We start from the raw sequence: 17,362 nt of genomic DNA on the forward strand, positions 1-17,362 counted from the left end.
CATGCAGGGGATTTATTTGTAAGGAATATTACGCATGATTCTAATTTACTAGAAGGTATATTTTATTTTGTAAAATAGGGGGAGAAACAAGTGACGAAAATAGCAATTGTTACAGGAGCGACACGTTTAAATGGAATTGGAGCAGCGATTTGCAAGTCGCTTGCTCAAAATGGCATTGATATTTTTTTCACGTACTGGCCTCGGTATGATAAGGCAATGCCGTGGAGTATGAATGATCAGGAACCATTTTTATTGAAAAGAGAGATTGAAAATTTTGGTGTTCGCTGTGAAATGGCTGAGGTAAATTTAGCTCAGTCCTATGCACCTAACCGCTTATTATATATGGTATCAGAACGATTAGGAGAACCGTCTATTCTGATTAACAATGCTGCGTATTCTACGGATACAAATGTTGAAGGGTTAGATGTAGAACAGTTAGATAAACATTATACGGTCAATGTGCGCGCTACGATGCTATTAAGTACATTATTTATTAAAAATTACACGTTTGAAACGAGTGGAAGTATTGTCAATCTTACCTCTGGACAATCGCTTGGACCAATGCCGAATGAACTTGCTTATATAGCAACGAAAGGAGCGATTGAAGCTTTTACTACTTCAGTAGCACCAGTTGCAATGAAGAAGGGGATTACTGTAAATGCTGTTGATCCAGGACCAACCAATACAGGGTGGATGACAGAAGAAATGAAGGCATATTTAGTAACCAGATTTCCTGCTGGAAGAATAGGAGAGTCGGTGGATGTAGCACGTTTAATAACGTTTTTAGTAAGTGAAGAAGCAAAATGGATAACAGGACAGATCATTCATTCGAATGGTGGATTTTATTGATAATTTATAATTATATTATGTAAACAAAAATGTTGAGAAATAATACGAAGTGAGAAATATTTTATGAATTTATTTTCTGTGTAAAATAATTGTATTGTCAGAAAATGGGGACTTCTGATAGTGAAAAATGTAATTGTGAATATATGGGTTATTTTTCGTGGTTCTTTATAGGTCAATACATCCTCCGATTTTTATTGAAGAAAGTATCGTATAAAGCATGTTATATAGAGTAGAAAAAACGCGGATTTTAAAATTAGATTCATAGTTAAGTGTCGTATAAATATGAAGATTTCTGTCGGAAAGATGATGGTTAGAACAAAAAGGAATTTTTATGGATAAATAGAATCGTAAAGAGGAGGATAAAAATGTAAATATAGGAGGCTTTTTATGAAAATGAAAAAAATAACAATTGCATCACTAGCAATTGGTACAATGCTCTCCATTACAGCTTGTAATACCTCCACAGAAAAAGATCAAGTGAAAAAGGAACAAACGAACGCGCAGGAAGAAGCGAAAACAACGAATGCTGATGAAACATCTACAATGAAAAACGATGAGAAAGAAACAAACACATCTACTAACGAAAAAACAGAGAAAGATCAAAAGAATTCCAAAGAATCATCTGGAACTGAGAGTAGTGCGAAAACAACAAATGAGAAAACGAAAGAAAAAGAAACAAGTACAAAAACAACAGACCAAGCTACTAATGGAAAAACTGAAACGAAAGATACAAATAAAGGCGTGGCTGTGAAAACGAATGTGAAAGCAGTTGCGCAACTTATTGACAGTTTGGATAAACAATTAGCTGCAAACCCTAAGTTAGATACAGTGAACAAACTAGGGAAGCAAATAAATGAAAAATGGGATGTAATCGAAAAAGAGTTAGAAGCGACTCATCCAACTGATTATAAAACAATTGGACAAAGCATGTATCCTTTAATTGTTGCAGCTGAAAAAGAAAAAATAGATGTGAAACGAATAAAATCATTAACGACGAAAACAAAGCAAGATTTGAATCAACTATTAAACAAACTCTCATAATATAATTTGGTTATAAAATAGAATATTTTATAGAAAAGGAGAAACAATATAGGTTTCTTCTTTTATTTGTGTCTATTAAAGCTCGAATTTTCATACTATAAAACGTACATATGATGAAGAAGAAACAATAATTTTTGGATTAGCAGGTAGAAATTTTGCGAAAAAAATTCCGTTCCTACATATTTTAGCCGGTATAGTTTGAAAGTTCTTCAAGAAGATCAAGTGGTAGTAGAAAGTCAGCACTCAAGACCAATTCCGGAAGCTTTAAAAATGGAGGCACATGTATACGCAGATGCAGCGCAAATGAAGTTTAGGCAGAGATGGTTTCAATTTTTAACAAGTGAAGGACGAAATTGCTATTTCGATTGATAAAATAAGAATACCATAAAATTGTTATGTAAACTTTATTTGGAATTATAGCTAAAAGATTATTTAGAAAAAAGTGGCCAACCTTTTAGTAAGCCGTCCTCTTTTGAGATACCCGAATTGGAAAAAGTATATATAAAAATAAGTATGATTTAAATACATTTTTTAATTAATAGGACAGGATAGTTTAGAACAATTATTGAAGAGTGAACCATTGTTCTATTTATTCATATTATCCGTATGATATTAATAAATAGAACAAAATGGAGGAAGATTAATGAAAGTAATTGTGTACACAAATTACGGTCCCCCCGACGTTCTTCAACTGAAAGAGGTAGAGAAACCTGTTCCTAAGCAAAATGAAATACTGGTCAAAATAAAAGCAACAACCGTAACAGCAGGAGATATTCGATCACGGAGTTTTACGGTTCCTCCTTCTGTTTGGTTACCAGCTCGAATCACACTTGGTTTTAGCCAACCTAAAAGAAAAATATTAGGAATGGAGTTAGCTGGAGAAGTTGAGTCAGTAGGGAAAGATGTCAAGCGGTTTAAGGAAGGAGACCAGGTTTTTGCGGCTACCCAAGTGGGTTTTGGTTCTTATGCCGAGTATATTTGTTTGCCTGAAGATGGAGCAGTATCTATTAAACCTTCTAATATAACCTATGAGGAAGCCGCTGCCATTCCAATTGGGGCACGTACAGCCTTGTTTTTTCTTAGAAAAGCTAACGTTCAGAGCGGTCAAAGTGTTCTTGTCTATGGAGCTTCTGGAAGTGTAGGAAGTTATGCGGTACAGATTTCTAAGTATTTCGGAGCAAAAGTTACAGGGGTGTGCAGTAACACAAATGTAGAATTGGTAAAATCTCTGGGAGCCGACCAGGTGATTGATTACACTGCAAAAGATTTTTCTACTACAGACGAGACTTATGATGTTATCTTTGAAGCGGTAAACAAAAGCACATTTTCAGATTGTATCAAATTGTTAAAGAAGGACGGTACCTATATAAATGTCGTTGAACCGTTGCCAAGTGTTCGAATGCTATGGACTAAATTGACAAGTAGTAAGAAACTAATATTAGGTCAAAATGCACCTGAAACTTCCGAAGCATTAGACTTCCTTAAAGAACTTGTTGAGACGGGGAGGATAAAAGCGGTTATTGACAGGTACTATTCGTTTGAAGAGATTGTGGAAGCTCATAGATATGTCGAGCAGGGACACAAGAAGGGAAATGTTGTCATAAATGTGGAGCATAATAACAAATCCTAATAAATAAAGAATGCTCTGAGGTGAATAACAATTTTTTTGGCAGCTGCTAAACAGTATGGCATTTATACATGTGATTAAACCTTCTAATAACACAAAAAACATTGATATAACAATAAAAAAGAAGAGCGAATTCATGTGCGAATTGCTCTGTTTTTTTATCTACTGCGGATACTTCAAAAGAGAACGGCTTAACCTTTTAGGAGGCTACTTTTTTTAAAATAGTCCTTTAAAGTTCCATCTTCAATGCAAGATAGGGGGAGCTTTATTTCGGTACCTTCCTTCATATTACGTAAAACAATGGTTTCTGTAGAGATTTCAGTATCACCGATAATAAGCACGTAAGGGATATTCTCTTTATTTGCGTAATTAAGGGACCGTTTTAATTTACGTCCAGCAAGTTCCAGCTCAACTTTGAAGGTACTTTTAGAACGCAAAAGTTGTGTAATTCGTAAACATTCCACTTCGGTGTTAATAGGAATAATGAAAATATCAGCACAAGTAGATTCCGTTTCTTTTTGCGTAAGAGCTGTATAAATAACATCCAAGCCAAAGGAAATCCCTACTGTTGGATAGGATGTATTGTCGTTACGAAAGGCTCCAATTATATTATCATAACGTCCGCCACTACCAATACTTGAAGTAATGCTTCCATCTGTTAAAAAAATTTCATAAACTGTGCCTGTATACATTGTAAGTCCTCTTGCTAAGAATGGATTGAAAACAGTATTGTCTTGGATACCAAGTGCAAGAAGGTATTGTTGTAATTGCTGTAGTTCATTGATTCCTTCCGTAACAAGTGAATTTGAGAAAATTTGTTTAAACTCATTAAGTTCTAATGTCATACAAGATTCAACTGTATGACAAACAACCTCTATAGTGTCATTTACTATTCCACGGCTTTGTAAATCCTTCCGTACACCGTCAATTCCGATTTTTTCAAGTTTATCTAATGATAAAATAACATCGTTTGTTTGTTCATCTTGAATTTCAACTGATTTAAGAATACCTGTTAATAACTTCCGATTATTATATTGAATTGTAACATCTAAGTTTAAAGTTTTGAAAAGATCAAATGCCATGGCCATTAATTCAGCTTCAGCAATAACAGATTCTACGCCGACTATATCAACGTCGCATTGAATAAATTCACGAAACCTTCCTTGTTTTATTGGTCCATCACGAAAGACCTTTCCAATTTCATAGCGTTTAAAAGGCAGCCTGATATCCGGATTCATTGCTACTACTTTTGCAAATGGAATCGTTAAATCATACCGAAGAGCGATTTCACGATTTCCTTGATCACGTAGTGTGTACATTTCTTTTAAAATTTCAGCACCGCCTCCATATTTATAAGCCATAAGTTCATACATATTTAATGTAGGTGTTTCAAGCGGTTTACAACCATATCGTTCAAAAGTCTCTTCACAAGCACATTTAATTTTATTTCGTAACAACTGTTCCGCGGGTAAATAATCTTTTGTTCCTTTTACATTTCTTACATCCATTTGAATCACTCCTTTTTTAAATTAAAAAAAGCTATGCAGGTATAAAAATACCCACATAGCTTTATGAATGCTTCGTGGGTAACAGGAAAAGCCCTGTACCCACGAAGAAAAAATTCTTCGGATACACGGCATTATGTATGATGATGATGAAGTTGGAAAGAAGTATTAGAATTAAACATATTCAATCTCTCCTTAAGTTTTTTCAAAAGTATAACAAATGATTTTTGAAATATCAATGTTTTTTGAAAATAAAAACAAGATTAATGGATGAATTAATCCTACTGTATATAAACAGTTTGAGTCATAGAATATGCTTGTCATTACTTGTTAAAAAATAGCAAAGTAAGCTACAATACTTATGTATTTGAAATTATATTTCCAACGTCTTTATCTCAATTCATATATTAAATAGTACATATAAATTTGTTGCAGGAGGATTTTAGCACAATGGAATACAAAACGAATGTAATGCGATTATTAGATAAGAAAAAAATCAATTATAAACATTATAGCTATGTGGATACTGATGCGATTAGTGGAATAGATGTTGCTTTGGTATTAGGACAATCTCCTAATCAAGTATTTAAAACACTAGTCACCATGGGAAAATCAGGGCAGCACTATGTTTTTGTTGTACCTGTCAATAAAGAATTAGATTTGAAAAAAGCAGCTTCTAGCATTCGTGAAAAATCAATAAGCATGCTGAAATCTAAAGATTTACTCTCGCTCACCGGCTATATTCATGGTGGCTGTTCACCGATAGGGATGAAAAAATATTTCCCTACGGTCATTGATAATAGTGCTATGGAGTTGGATACAATGATCTTTAGTGCCGGGAAGATAGGGTATCAAGTTGAACTAGGACTAGATGAATTTAAAAAAGTAATTCGCTTTGAACTACACGATATTGTAGTTGAGTAGTATATTATTAATTCCGATGATTGAGTTGGAGATATAATAGATCCATGTACTGGAATGTAATAAAAAGAGCCATTTGGCTCTTTTTATTATTTTATCCCGCATTAACGGGCAGTAAGACCCCCACCTCAAGATTCAGAGAGAAACGAGGAAGATAGGTCGGGGATCAACTGTCCGTAAAAGCCCGATTGGTTCAACTAATAATCAGTGGGGGATGAAGAAAACCCCCACTGATTAAAGTTTCACTTTATTGAGAAGGCTTGCTCTTCTTAATGGAGTGAAGATAGTGGGGCTAGGTACTGAAATTTAATTCGTATTATTTTGGAATTTCGGTATCTTTTTAATGCCTTCGGTTCCTATGATACTGCCAATAAGTGCAATTAATACGCTTGAAGAAATAAATTTGACTACATAATAAATTCCTGTTCCAGTAACCAAATCTAAGATTAAAAACTTTTTTATGGTTGAGCCTTTTATTATATGAATAACAATTTGATCATTTTTTCTATTCAATATTGTCACACCCTTATCCTTTTACAGAATTTGTGAGCGGGAAAGCCCACGTGCTTTAGCTGTGGGAGTGGTCAAAAGGAAAGGTTGTCATATTCACTCATGACTACATAATAGTTATCTAATTTCAGTGTTGATGATTAAAAAGTAAAAAGAGGTTAACTAGCTTTTTAACAAAAGCTTCATTATAAAAACAAAAGAGCAGCTAGCAAAAGCTAACTGCTCAGCCCCCAGGGAAAGGGAGAAAAGATTGTAGGTACTACAAAATTGTATAAAAGCTATTCACCAGCCTTTATACAGTATGTACGGAATTTGAAATATTATGCAGATGGGAAAGAAGCTATAGTATACAAAATTTCGCAATATAAGACAGGTGAAAAATAAAACGACAAGAATATGTAACATATATTGAAAAAGAAGAGAGGGAGAAAGATGTGGAGAACGACAGATCTTTGTGATGCTTTTGAAGGAGACGTACAAGTATGTAAGCCTATTTTTCAATCATATGGGAAGAAAGAACGATTTCATGGAAAGATTGCTACGGTTAAAGTGAAAGATGATAATGTATTAGTAAAGGAAGCACTGCAAACTTTACCAGAGGGGACTGTGTTAGTAGTTGATGGAGGTTCTTCTACGAACTGTGCGTTACTTGGAGATAACTTGGCAAACATTGCAAAGGAACGAAATATAGCAGGGATTATTGTATATGGATGTGTTCGTGATTCTAAGGAACTGCGAAACATAAATATTGGTATTTTAGCATTAGGTACAATGCCGAAGAGAAGTAGAAAAGAAGGAAAAGGAGAAACAGAAATTCCTTTGCAATTTGGAGAAATTGAGTGGATTCCTAATCAGTATGTGTATGCTGATGAAGATGGTATTATAGTATGTAAACAACCGATTCATAGTAACCTGTAGTAGCTATATAATAGAAGCTTTATAATTTAATGTAACCGGCTATTATTCTTAGAAAATAAATCAGAGAAAACATAGACAAAATCTCGTGTCAATAGTAAAATAATACAGAAATTTATAATTTGATGAATGTATAGGTATGTCGTTTATACGATAACTTTAAAAGGAAATTGGTGGAAATAAAAATGGGTTCGCCGCTAAAAGTGAATGTTATCACAATGATACATTCATCAGCTACAGGATCTTTCCTATACAAATACAACCGCTACCTATGCGGATAGGAGGAGGTGTTGTGCATTTTGGTTTAGCACTCACGGTAGAGTGCTATTGCACGCCCTTGAAGGGCCTTTTTTTATGTATATGTAAGCAAAGGGAGGAATAACCAAGGATGGCAATGATAAAAAAATGGCTGCTTACGTTGATAATGGCAGTGGCATTAGTATTTGTTTCATTTACAAATACTGTACATATTACGTTTGCTGAAGGGAAAACAGCAACACTTGCGATCATTGGGGAATCGCAAAAAGGAGTTATTTTATGTCCGAAAGAAGTGTCAATTGAAGATGGGGAAACAGCCTATAGTTTGTTACAAAAAGTTATGGGGACTAAAGTAACAGCTGAGAATACGAAGTATGGTATGTATGTTAAAGGTATTGACGGTTTAATGGCTGGTGATATAAGTGCTACAAGCGGATGGGCATATGATGTAAATGATCAAGCTGCCATGGTAGGGGCAGATAGTTATAAATTAGAATCTGGAGATGTTGTTGCATTTCGTTTTGTTGTAAATTGGGACAATATGAGCATAGAAAAGTTGCAACAAGTACTCGATAAGAATGGAACTTGTAAAAAAGATTCAGGTACAGCAAAACCAGAGGGACAAAAACCAGAAGAACAAAAGCCGGATGGACAAAAGCCTGAGGAGAAAAAACCAGAAGAACAAAAGCCAGATGGACAAAAACCTGAGGAACAAAAACCAGAAGAACAAAAGCCGGATGGACAAAAACCTGAAGCTCAGAAGCCACAAGAACAAAAGCCTAATGAGTTGAAAGAGCCAATCAAAAATGAATTACTAATGAAGCAATTAGATCAAGCGATTGCTAAAACATCAAAAAAAATGATGGAAGATGGAATCGATAGTGATTGGGTAGCAATTGCACTTGCTCGTTCAGGAAATAATATTCCAGTAGAAACAAAGATTAGTTATTTACAATCTTTAACACAAAAAGTGGAAAAACGTGTGGAACGATTTAGCGCTACAGATATAGCAAGGACTGTTTTAGCGGTATCAGCGGTAAATGGAAATCCAACAAATGTTGCAGGAAAGAATTTAGTTCAAAAACTATATCAATCTGAAAAACTAAATTCTGTTACTGGTTATACATTTGCTTTACTTGCACTTGATACAAAAAAATATGAAGTACCGGCTGGAGCAAAGTGGAATCGTGCGGCTTTAGTAAAAGAGATTTTAAATGGACAGCATACAGACGGTGGTTGGACATACAATGTTGAAAGTAGTAAGAAAGAAGCTAGTAATATTGATGTAACGGGTATGGTTTTATCGGCATTAGCGCCATATCAGAAACAACCAGAGGTAAAGCAAGCTGTAAAAAAAGCAGTAAAATATTTATCAAATAAACAATTGAACACTGGCGGATTCGAAGCTGATGGCCAAGAAAATTCTAATAGTGTTGCACAAGCAATTATTGGACTTGCTATTACAGGGATTGATCCAACTAGTGAAGCATTTACTAAAAATAATGTAAACGCAGTTCAAAATTTAATATCATACCAACTTGCAAATGGTGAATTTAAATGGTTGCCAAGCGACGAAGAGGGTAGTAGTATGGCTACTGAACAAGCACTTTTAGCACTTGTTCAATATAAGGCATTTGTAAATGGTAAAGGTTCTATATATGATTGGACAAATTCATCAACTGAAGATGATATAAACTTAGTTGATGAGCCGAAGGAACCTGTAGTGGATGAGAGCAATGTGATTGAAAAGCAAGAAGTCATTCAAAAACAAGAGAAACAAACAAACGATGAGAACTCTCGTGTTGTTACGAAAGATAACACAGTAAATAATGAAAAAACTGCGAAAAATCGTCAGTTACCAAAAACAGGAGCATCTGCTTGGGATACTGCTATGCCAGTAGGAATGGGCGTATTATGTATCGCTTCAGCATATGTTTTATGGAGACGAAAAGCAGCTTAACAAAAATTAGGAGCAATGATTTGCTCCTAATTTTATTAGGAAAGGTGAGAAAAACATGAATATGATGAAATGGTTATTCTCAGTTGTCCTTTCATTTGGATTGCTTGTTGGATGTAGCCAAAATGAATCGAAATCTGAACAAAAAGCAATTTCAAAAACGGAACAAAAAGAGAAACTGAAACAAGAAGAGAAAAAGGAAGAAAGTAAACCGGAAGAACAGCAAGAATCAGTAGAGAAAAAGCAACAAGAAGAGCTACAAAAGGACAATCAGGAACAAAAATCGCAAGAACAACCTGAAATAAAGAACGAAGAGAAAAAAGAGCAAGAACCAGTTGCTCAGCAAAAACAACAAGGACAAACAAAAGCGCAGCAAGAACAACCTGAGCCAGCGAAAGCGCCAGAAGCAAAAGAAGAGGCTAAAGTAGTAAATCAGCCGAAAGAAACACCGAAGCAGGAACAGCAGAAAGATCCCAAGGCTAAAGTAGTACCAAAGCCAGAACCTCAACCTCAACCTCAACCCGAACCAAAGCCAGTACCAAAACCAGAGGAAAAGCAAGTTACCATTTCTGTACATGGAGATCAGGGGTATTTATTAGGTGCGAAAAAAGTAGATATGCAAGAAGGAACTACAGTTTTTGATGTACTAAAGAATACGGGATTGGAGATTGATTCAACTGGATCTGGAAATAGTAAATATATAAAAGGAATCAATGACTTATATGAATTTGACAAAGGACCGAAAAGTGGATGGAAATACCGTGTCAATGGTACTTTTCCAAACCGAAGTGCAGGTGCATATAAAGTAAAACCAGGAGATAAAATCGAATGGGTATATGTGTTAAATTAGGAAAGGGCTTTAGGTAAAGGTTATGAAAATCATTTTTTCTTCTTTACATCCTTTTGTGAATTTTTTCTATTATATTGGGGTGATGATACTATGTACGATGTGTCTTCACCCTCTTTTTTTAATGGGTGCGATTATTATGATTGTACTGTTAAACATCATGCAAGGAAATGGCGAGAAAATAAGAACAATGTTACCAAGCACATTTGTTTTCTTTGTAATGGTGATTGTGTTAAATCCTTTGCTAACGCATAGGGGAGCGACGACATTGTTTCGTTTAGGGGATAATCGAATTACATTAGAAGCGTGCATGTATGGGTTAATAATGGGATTATTATTACTTACTATTATGTTCACATTTACTTCCTACAATGACATGATTTCAAGTCATAAATTTTTGTATTTATTTTCACGGATTTCACCGAAAGTGGCGCTATTGACAATGATAACAGTGCGTTTTGTTCCTTTATTCATCCGGCGTTTAAGACAAATTACACTTGTTCAAAAAACAAAAGGTGTTCAATTAGATTCAGGCTCATTCATAGGGAGAATCAAAAATGGAATGAAACTCTTGCAGGTGTTGCTTGTTTGTTCTCTAGAAGATGCATTACAAACGGCAGATTCTATGCAAGCGCGTGGATTTGGAGTGACGAAGCGTAGTACGTACATTCGATATCGAATGGAAAGGAAAGATTGGTATATACTTGCCTGTTTAGTGATTTTATTACTAAGCTGTTTTGTGTTTAATTATTGTGGTGCTGGTAAACTATTAATCTATCCAAGGGTGGAATCACTTGTATTTCAGCAATATGATGGACTATTATTCGTGTTATTTATACTGTTTATTAGTTTACCAATCATAATGGAAGGGAGGGAATGGTTATGGTGGCGCATGCAGAAATAAAAAACTTAGCATTTACGTATGCTGATGAAAAAGTACAAGCATTAACAGGCGTTTCCTTAGCGGTTTCTCAAGGTGAATTTATTGTGCTCGCTGGTGGTTCAGGATGTGGTAAGACAACACTTTTGAAACATTTTAAGAAAGAGTTACTCCCAATTGGAAAGCGCACAGGTAGTATGTATTATAATGGAACTTCTTTACTGGAGATGCCAGACTTATTGTCAGCACAAGAAGTGGGAATGGTGTTTCAAAATCCAGAAAATCAACTTGTTATGGATACGGTAATTCAAGAATTGGCATTTTCTCTTGAAAATGTTGGTTTAGAGACAAGTATAATTCAAAAGAGAATCGCTGAATTAATTAGTTTTTTAGGTTTTCAAGATTTGTTACACCAGTCTGTTCACACGTTATCGGGAGGACAAAAACAACTTGTTAATTTAGCGGCAGTTCTTGTTTTGCAACCTAAATTGTTACTGCTTGATGAACCGACAGCACAGCTTGATCCAATTGCAGCAAAAGATTTTTTAGGGTTATTGAAACGAATTAACGAAGAACTCGGGATTACAATTATCATGAGTGAACATCGTTTAGACGAAGTAATGCCACTAGCAACTCGAGTTGTGTTTATGAATGCTGGGGAAATTATTTATGATGGAATTCCGCAACAGGTTATATCTAAAATGTGGACAGTAGAAGAATTCCGACCGTTTATTCCTCAAATTCCAAGATTGTTTTTAGAATGGAATGTAGAGCAAATACCCTTTACGGTAAAGGGAGCACAAACACAAATTCATTCCGAGTTACCTATCGAACATGAAGTGCCAGTTATATCGCAAACAGAAAAAAAAGAAGTGATTTTACAAGTAAAACATATATCCTTTCAATATGAAAAAAATAGCCCTTTTATTTTACGGGACTTAACCTTATCAATTGAACAAGGGAAGTGGACTGCGCTTGTTGGGAAAAATGGTACTGGAAAATCAACACTTTTAACCATCTTGGCAGGATTAAACAAAACTAGAAGAGGAAAAGTACGGTGGAACGGAACGGAGATTCATAAAATTGATTCAAAGGAACGATTTAAAAGAATAGGTTTTGTATCGCAACATCCATATTATCATTTTACATTTGAGACGGTGTGGGATGAAGTTTTTGAAAGAGCAAATGAATTATATGGTGATATAGGGAAAAAAATCGCAGGAGATATGTTGAAAAGATTTTGGCTTCATTCTATTCGAGATCGTCATCCACATGATTGTAGTGGGGGAGAACAACAGTTAATCGCACTATGTACGGCTTTATTATCGAAGCCAAATTTATTATTACTAGACGAACCGACAAAAGGGCTTGATCCAGAAAAAAAAGAAAAATTAGGTGTGCTGTTTCAAGAGTTACAAAAAGAAGGAACAACAATTGTGATGGCAACACATGACATTGAATTTGCAGCTAAATATGTTGATCATTGTATGATGTTATTTGATGGGAACGTAATTATGGATGATACACCAAAGAAATTCTTTAGTGATAATTTCTTTTATACAACATCTATTAATCGTTTTATTCGCAAGCAATTACCTTATGCATTAACGTGGGAGGATGTGTACAAATCGTGTCCAAGCGATATTTTGCTCTCATAATGCTTAGTTTCATTATTGTAATAAGTACGCTTCTCTTTACTTCTTTTGTAACAGATAAATATTATATTTGGTGTAGTTTATTTTTATTATCCATTATCATGTTACCTTTTTATATACGATTTGAGAGGAAAGCATTTGTTTCACGTGAAATAGTCATTGTAGCTGTTTTAGCAGCAATAGCAGCAGTTAGTCGTGTACCGTTTTCCATTATGCCGAGTGTACAACCAACATCTTTTGTTATTATTGTATCTGCAATTGTTTTTGGAAGTGAAACAGGCTTTATGATTGGGGCAACGGCAGCACTTGTATCTAATATATTTTTAGGACAGGGGCCTTGGACACCGTGGCAAATGTTTTCTTGGGGAATGATAGGCTTTATAGCTGGTTTACTTCGAAATACATTTATAATGAGAAAGTTATGGGGGAGAGTCATCTATGGGTTCATAGCCGGCTTTGTTTTTGGCTGGATTATGAACTTGTGGGGGATACTTGGCTTTTTAGAAGGATTAACATGGAAAGACTTTATTGCATACTACGCTGCAAGTTTTTACTTTGATCTAGCTCATGCACTCTCAAATGTAATTTTTCTTGTTTTGTTTAGCTCATCGTGGATTAGAATTATTACAAGGTTTAAAAAGAAATATGGAATTTTAGATGATGATAAAGAGCTATTATCTCAAGTAAACAAAGCATAAGTACATATCATAAAGCATAAGAATATAAAGTAGGGTCGCGACTTACATATTCGTTTGCCTCTTTCATGCTTCTTACCACTGGTGAGAAGCATTTTTTCATACATATTATATTGTGAAAAATGTCAAGAAATCGATTTAATATGCTTCGATTTTTATATGAGATTTTTTATATAATAGTAAATGAGAAAAAATTCAAAGAGGAGATGCCTTATTCATGAAGCTAGTTGTTCCAAAGCAGCACGGTGCATGGGGGATGCTGCTGATTCCATTTATACTTAGTGTAATACTTGGTAAAGCTACTTTCTATCATATTCCACTCTTTATCGCTTGGTTATTTATCTATTTAGCAACATATCCATTTTTAATGTACATGAAGCAACCGCGAAAGAAAGCATTTTTACATTCAGCAATTATTTATTTTATTATTGCATGTGTCTTCGGTATACTATCTTTACTATACGAGTGGAGAATTCTTTTCCTCGCAGCTGTTATGATTCCGCTCTTTTTTGTGAATATATATTTTGCTCGTCAAAAAAGGGAACGAGCTTTAGTAAATGATATTTGTGCAATACTTGTTTTCTGCACGGGCGGTTTGATTAGTTATTATTTTTCAATGAAAACAATTGATGAAACAGCATGTTGGATTGCAGCAACTTCTTTTTTATACTTTTTAGGTAGTACATTTTATGTGAAAACAATGATACGTGAAAAGAATAACCCGACATATCGTTATGTATCATGGGGATATCACATTTTCTTAACTGTTGCATTGTTTGTAGTAAACCCATGGCTTTCTCTAGTTTTTATACCTAGTCTAGTTCGAGCAATTATATTATATGGTAAGAAAATATCTATTTTAAAAGTAGGGGTTTTAGAAATCGTTAATTCTGTATATTTTTTAATTGTCACGGCAATACTGTTTTAGTATGCCATTTGAGTTACATCCCATCTAGTAAATAGATGGGATGTATTTATTCTTGTTCCAAAATATGAACCGCATGATCACATTTTTGTAAGGCGTGCTCCACAGCCTGTAAGGATTGTTCTATACGTTCTCGATTATCACTTTTTTCGACTGTTTGTAATGCGTTTTCTAAAGATTGTTTTGCTTCATGTAAAGAATGATAAGAATCTTGAACATATCCACGTGCGTTTTTGCTCATTATATATTACTCCTTTATCCCGCTATTTGTGGGCAGTAATACTCCTACCTCAAAATTCGGTGAAAGAAAAGAAGTTAGGTGGGAGTTAAACTGCCCGTAAAAGCTCGATTGGTCGGGCTAATAATCAGTGGGGGATGTAGAAAACCCCCACTGATTAAAGTTCCACTCTATTGCATACACTTCTAGTATGAACGTTAGAAAAGAAAATATAACTTGTTTTAAATGTTTTATCCCTGCTATTACAGATAGTAATGGTTCAATTGATTAAAGTTTCACTTTATATGATTTGACAATTGAAATGAAAATGGCTATAGTAGGCTATAAAGTGAATATTTTCTTATCCAGAGAGGTGGAGGGACTGGCCCGATGAAACCCAGCAACCGCGATGCAGGTGCTAATTCCAGCAGAACATATTTGTTCTGGGAGATAAGACGAAGATATATACGTAACTTCTTCTTATCGAAGAGGTTTTTTTGTTGCAAAAAAACCGATTCTAAAAACAACAGAATAAGAAGAAAGGGGTTGCAATTGTACTGTGACACTTGAAAAATACGTAAAGCTGCGTAATGCAGTATATGAATATATGATGGAGCAAGATAAACCAATATCACTATTAGATATTCAAGAACATATCGTTTCGCATCATGAAGGAAAATTCACGAAAAAAATGTTACACCAATTTTATTTATCAAGGTTATTAGACGAATTGAAACTGGATGGGAAAATTACTTTAGCTGATGAAGAATACCTCTATGCTGAAAAAGGGGTATATTATAAGGCGCGAAAAGGGAGCTAGGCTCTCTTTTTTCATGCTATAATTTATCTGAAAATTAAAAGGAGTATGTAGAGTAAAAGACTGCAGAAGCAGCCTGATACAAGGGAATGGTGTTGAGTGTGTAGTGTCAAAAGTTGAATATGCCCTGAAAGAGGCATTTCATTCGGCTAAAAACGAAAAGAGACACCTTCGCCGAGTAGGTGTCAGTTGTTGTGTCATGTAGGCTTGCTACTTGACATGTATTAGAATATCATGCAAACCAGGCGGAGTCAAAAGGGAATTTAAGGAAAGGTGTTGTTTGGAGATGAATGTACTAATCATATATGCACATCCCAATCCATCTAGTTTCAATGCAGCTATATTAGAACATGTACAAAAAGGACTGCAAAAAACAAATCATTTTGTTACATTGCTTGACCTATATAAAGAACAATTTAACCCAGTACTTATTTTTAATGAAGATAAGAGAAGACGTGATTTAGCATATGAAGAAGAGACAGAAAAATACAGAAGATTGATCAAAGAGACAGATTTTTTTATTTTTATTTATCTAATATGGTGGTGGGGAATGCCAGCTATTTTGAAAGGGTTTATTGATCGCGTTTTTGTTACAGGATTTTCTTATAAATATGAAGGGGCGTTACCAAAAGGATTACTCATAGGAAAAAAAGCATGGGTTATTAATACTTTAGATTCGCCGTTATGGTACGTGGCACTCTTATATCGCTCTGCTGATTGGGTGATTATGAAAAAGGGGATTTTACGATTTTGTGGTATACGCCAAATAAAACGTTCAGTCTTTCAATCTGTAAAAACAAGTAAAGCGATAAAACGGGAAAAGTGGCTGCTAGAAATGCAAGAAAAGGCTAAAAAATTATGAGTGAAATAGAAAACATAATGAGATGCTGTAATCGTACTGATGAATTGTTCCGTACATATATTGCTTGTTTGCTTCAATTGAAACACCATAGCGAGATGTTTCAAAAAGTGTATCAAGAACTAAGAGTTGATTATTTAGTAAGGGGAATTTGTGAACGGGAAGTCGATGGGGTTATTAAAGAAAGTAAGGAGTATAAGATGTATGACTTACCCAAAGCATTACGGTGGGATCTTTTACGAGCAAACCCTTCGAGTATAGAAAATGTATGTACAGAATTATTTGGGTACGGGAGTTTAAATTTCACTACTAGGGAATGGGGAAATGTGATTATATGTATTGAAAATGAACAATCACAATAATAGTTATTATGTAAAAAAGCTAGTATAAAACTAAGTCATATCGTTTTCAAATCAGCGAGGGGAAAGGGTTACTTTTTCGTTTTTATTGAGATTGTGTAGAAATAATAAAGTTATTTCATTTTTCTTCTAAGAACACTCCCCTTCTGGCAAACGATATATAGGAAATTTTTTTAGTTGTTTCGTAATTGTTTTATTTAGTATCATTTTGATTTAAATAAAAAGAAAGCATAAACTGATGATTACCCCTGCATATAGTAAATTAACAACACAAAACCCTATCATATCGCGCACCTAAACCAACAATGGCTAATACAGGTAATGCCCAGAAAGGCTGTATTAAGTTCGTCCAAGCATCGCCCCAAGCGATTGCCATCACAGTTTTCGCGGTAGGTACACCAAGTTCCGTGCCAGCTGGGATCATTTTAGGGGCTTGAACGACTCATTGTCCGCCTCTAGATGGAACAAAAACATTTACAATTCTCGAGCTTAAAAATGTGAATAATTGAATGTTTTGATGAATCA

17 protein-coding genes, 2 pseudogenes and 1 riboswitch are annotated in these 17,362 nt (G+C 34.7%); of the genes and pseudogenes, 15 read left to right on the plus strand and 4 right to left on the minus strand.

Going from position 1 to position 17,362, the window contains the following annotated elements:
• Positions 1–90 precede the first annotated feature (90 nt).
• The 4 genes and pseudogenes from BPMYX0001_RS13140 (at position 91) to BPMYX0001_RS13150 (ending at position 3,520) form a co-directional block, all read left to right on the plus strand.
• Positions 91–849 carry an SDR family oxidoreductase gene (locus BPMYX0001_RS13140; RefSeq protein WP_003198630.1) on the plus strand — a complete coding sequence of 253 codons (759 nt, stop codon included), beginning with the start codon at positions 91–93 and terminating at the stop codon, positions 847–849.
• A 387-nt stretch (positions 850–1,236) separates the two neighbouring features.
• Positions 1,237–1,890, plus strand: a complete 654-nt coding sequence (locus BPMYX0001_RS13145; protein WP_006095300.1) for a hypothetical protein — start codon at positions 1,237–1,239, stop codon at positions 1,888–1,890.
• 112 nt (positions 1,891–2,002) lie between these two features.
• Positions 2,003–2,259, plus strand: a pseudogene (locus BPMYX0001_RS33110) (aromatic ring-hydroxylating oxygenase subunit alpha); the annotation flags it as partial.
• Positions 2,260–2,533: 274 nt separating this feature from the next.
• Complete coding sequence (locus BPMYX0001_RS13150; RefSeq protein ID WP_006095302.1) at positions 2,534–3,520, plus strand: NAD(P)-dependent alcohol dehydrogenase; 987 nt, start codon at positions 2,534–2,536, stop codon at positions 3,518–3,520.
• 188 nt (positions 3,521–3,708) lie between these two features.
• On the opposite strand, the gene BPMYX0001_RS13155 is transcribed toward BPMYX0001_RS13150, so the two are convergent.
• Positions 3,709–5,025 (minus strand): histidine--tRNA ligase, encoded by a 1,317-nt coding sequence (locus BPMYX0001_RS13155; RefSeq protein ID WP_033798970.1) that lies wholly within the window; start codon positions 5,023–5,025, stop codon positions 3,709–3,711.
• A gap of 447 nt (positions 5,026–5,472) precedes the next feature.
• Between BPMYX0001_RS13155 and ybaK the strand changes: the two genes are divergently transcribed.
• The gene (ybaK, locus tag BPMYX0001_RS13160; RefSeq protein ID WP_006095305.1) at positions 5,473–5,946 is read left to right on the plus strand and encodes a Cys-tRNA(Pro) deacylase; all 474 of its coding nucleotides are present in this window, start codon (positions 5,473–5,475) and stop codon (positions 5,944–5,946) included.
• Positions 5,947–6,249: 303 nt separating this feature from the next.
• Here ybaK and BPMYX0001_RS13165 read toward each other — a convergent pair whose 3' ends face one another.
• Positions 6,250–6,459: a hypothetical protein gene (locus BPMYX0001_RS13165; protein WP_033799665.1), complete on the minus strand. Its 210-nt coding sequence runs from the start codon at positions 6,457–6,459 to the stop codon at positions 6,250–6,252.
• Positions 6,460–6,885: 426 nt separating this feature from the next.
• Here BPMYX0001_RS13165 and rraA point away from each other — a divergent pair, with 426 nt between their 5' ends.
• The 7 genes from rraA to BPMYX0001_RS13200 all read left to right on the plus strand — a co-directional run bounded on the left by rraA (position 6,886) and on the right by BPMYX0001_RS13200 (position 14,588).
• Positions 6,886–7,371, plus strand: coding sequence for a ribonuclease E activity regulator RraA (gene rraA, locus BPMYX0001_RS13170; RefSeq protein ID WP_033798971.1), 486 nt, complete (start codon positions 6,886–6,888; stop codon positions 7,369–7,371).
• A 385-nt stretch (positions 7,372–7,756) separates the two neighbouring features.
• Entirely contained in the window at positions 7,757–9,586 is a 1,830-nt protein-coding gene (locus BPMYX0001_RS13175; RefSeq protein WP_033798972.1) for a DUF4430 domain-containing protein, read from the plus strand.
• A gap of 55 nt (positions 9,587–9,641) precedes the next feature.
• On the plus strand, positions 9,642–10,433 hold the full coding sequence (locus BPMYX0001_RS13180) for a DUF4430 domain-containing protein (RefSeq protein WP_006095310.1): 792 nt from the start codon (positions 9,642–9,644) through the stop codon (positions 10,431–10,433).
• Between the two features lie 22 nt (positions 10,434–10,455).
• Positions 10,456–11,334, plus strand: coding sequence for an energy-coupling factor transporter transmembrane component T (locus tag BPMYX0001_RS13185; protein ID WP_033798973.1), 879 nt, complete (start codon positions 10,456–10,458; stop codon positions 11,332–11,334).
• Positions 11,307–12,968 (plus strand): ABC transporter ATP-binding protein, encoded by a 1,662-nt coding sequence (locus BPMYX0001_RS13190; RefSeq protein ID WP_170959248.1) that lies wholly within the window; start codon positions 11,307–11,309, stop codon positions 12,966–12,968. The genes BPMYX0001_RS13185 and BPMYX0001_RS13190 overlap by 28 nt, the downstream gene beginning before the upstream one ends.
• Positions 12,941–13,663: an ECF transporter S component gene (locus tag BPMYX0001_RS13195; protein ID WP_018766309.1), complete on the plus strand. Its 723-nt coding sequence runs from the start codon at positions 12,941–12,943 to the stop codon at positions 13,661–13,663. The genes BPMYX0001_RS13190 and BPMYX0001_RS13195 overlap by 28 nt, the downstream gene beginning before the upstream one ends.
• A gap of 214 nt (positions 13,664–13,877) precedes the next feature.
• Positions 13,878–14,588: a YwiC-like family protein gene (locus BPMYX0001_RS13200; protein ID WP_006095315.1), complete on the plus strand. Its 711-nt coding sequence runs from the start codon at positions 13,878–13,880 to the stop codon at positions 14,586–14,588.
• 46 nt (positions 14,589–14,634) lie between these two features.
• Here BPMYX0001_RS13200 and BPMYX0001_RS13205 read toward each other — a convergent pair whose 3' ends face one another.
• Complete coding sequence (locus BPMYX0001_RS13205) at positions 14,635–14,826, minus strand: hypothetical protein (RefSeq protein ID WP_006095316.1); 192 nt, start codon at positions 14,824–14,826, stop codon at positions 14,635–14,637.
• Between the two features lie 334 nt (positions 14,827–15,160).
• Positions 15,161–15,259, plus strand: a riboswitch (SAM riboswitch).
• A 102-nt stretch (positions 15,260–15,361) separates the two neighbouring features.
• On the opposite strand from BPMYX0001_RS13205, the gene BPMYX0001_RS13210 reads away from it, so the two are divergent.
• The 3 genes from BPMYX0001_RS13210 to BPMYX0001_RS13220 all read left to right on the plus strand — a co-directional run bounded on the left by BPMYX0001_RS13210 (position 15,362) and on the right by BPMYX0001_RS13220 (position 16,840).
• Positions 15,362–15,622 (plus strand): hypothetical protein, encoded by a 261-nt coding sequence (locus tag BPMYX0001_RS13210; protein ID WP_003202914.1) that lies wholly within the window; start codon positions 15,362–15,364, stop codon positions 15,620–15,622.
• 283 nt (positions 15,623–15,905) lie between these two features.
• On the plus strand, positions 15,906–16,481 hold the full coding sequence (locus tag BPMYX0001_RS13215) for an NAD(P)H-dependent oxidoreductase (protein ID WP_006095317.1): 576 nt from the start codon (positions 15,906–15,908) through the stop codon (positions 16,479–16,481).
• Positions 16,478–16,840, plus strand: coding sequence for a hypothetical protein (locus tag BPMYX0001_RS13220; protein ID WP_033798975.1), 363 nt, complete (start codon positions 16,478–16,480; stop codon positions 16,838–16,840). Before BPMYX0001_RS13215 ends, BPMYX0001_RS13220 begins: the two co-directional genes overlap by 4 nt.
• A 210-nt stretch (positions 16,841–17,050) precedes the next feature.
• Here BPMYX0001_RS13220 and BPMYX0001_RS29455 read toward each other — a convergent pair.
• A pseudogene (locus BPMYX0001_RS29455) lies at positions 17,051–17,342 on the minus strand (TIGR00366 family protein); the annotation flags it as partial.
• Positions 17,343–17,362: the final 20 nt, after the last annotated feature.

The sequence above is a fragment of the Bacillus pseudomycoides DSM 12442 genome (assembly GCF_000161455.1).
GTDB lineage: Bacteria > Bacillota > Bacilli > Bacillales > Bacillaceae_G > Bacillus_A > Bacillus_A pseudomycoides.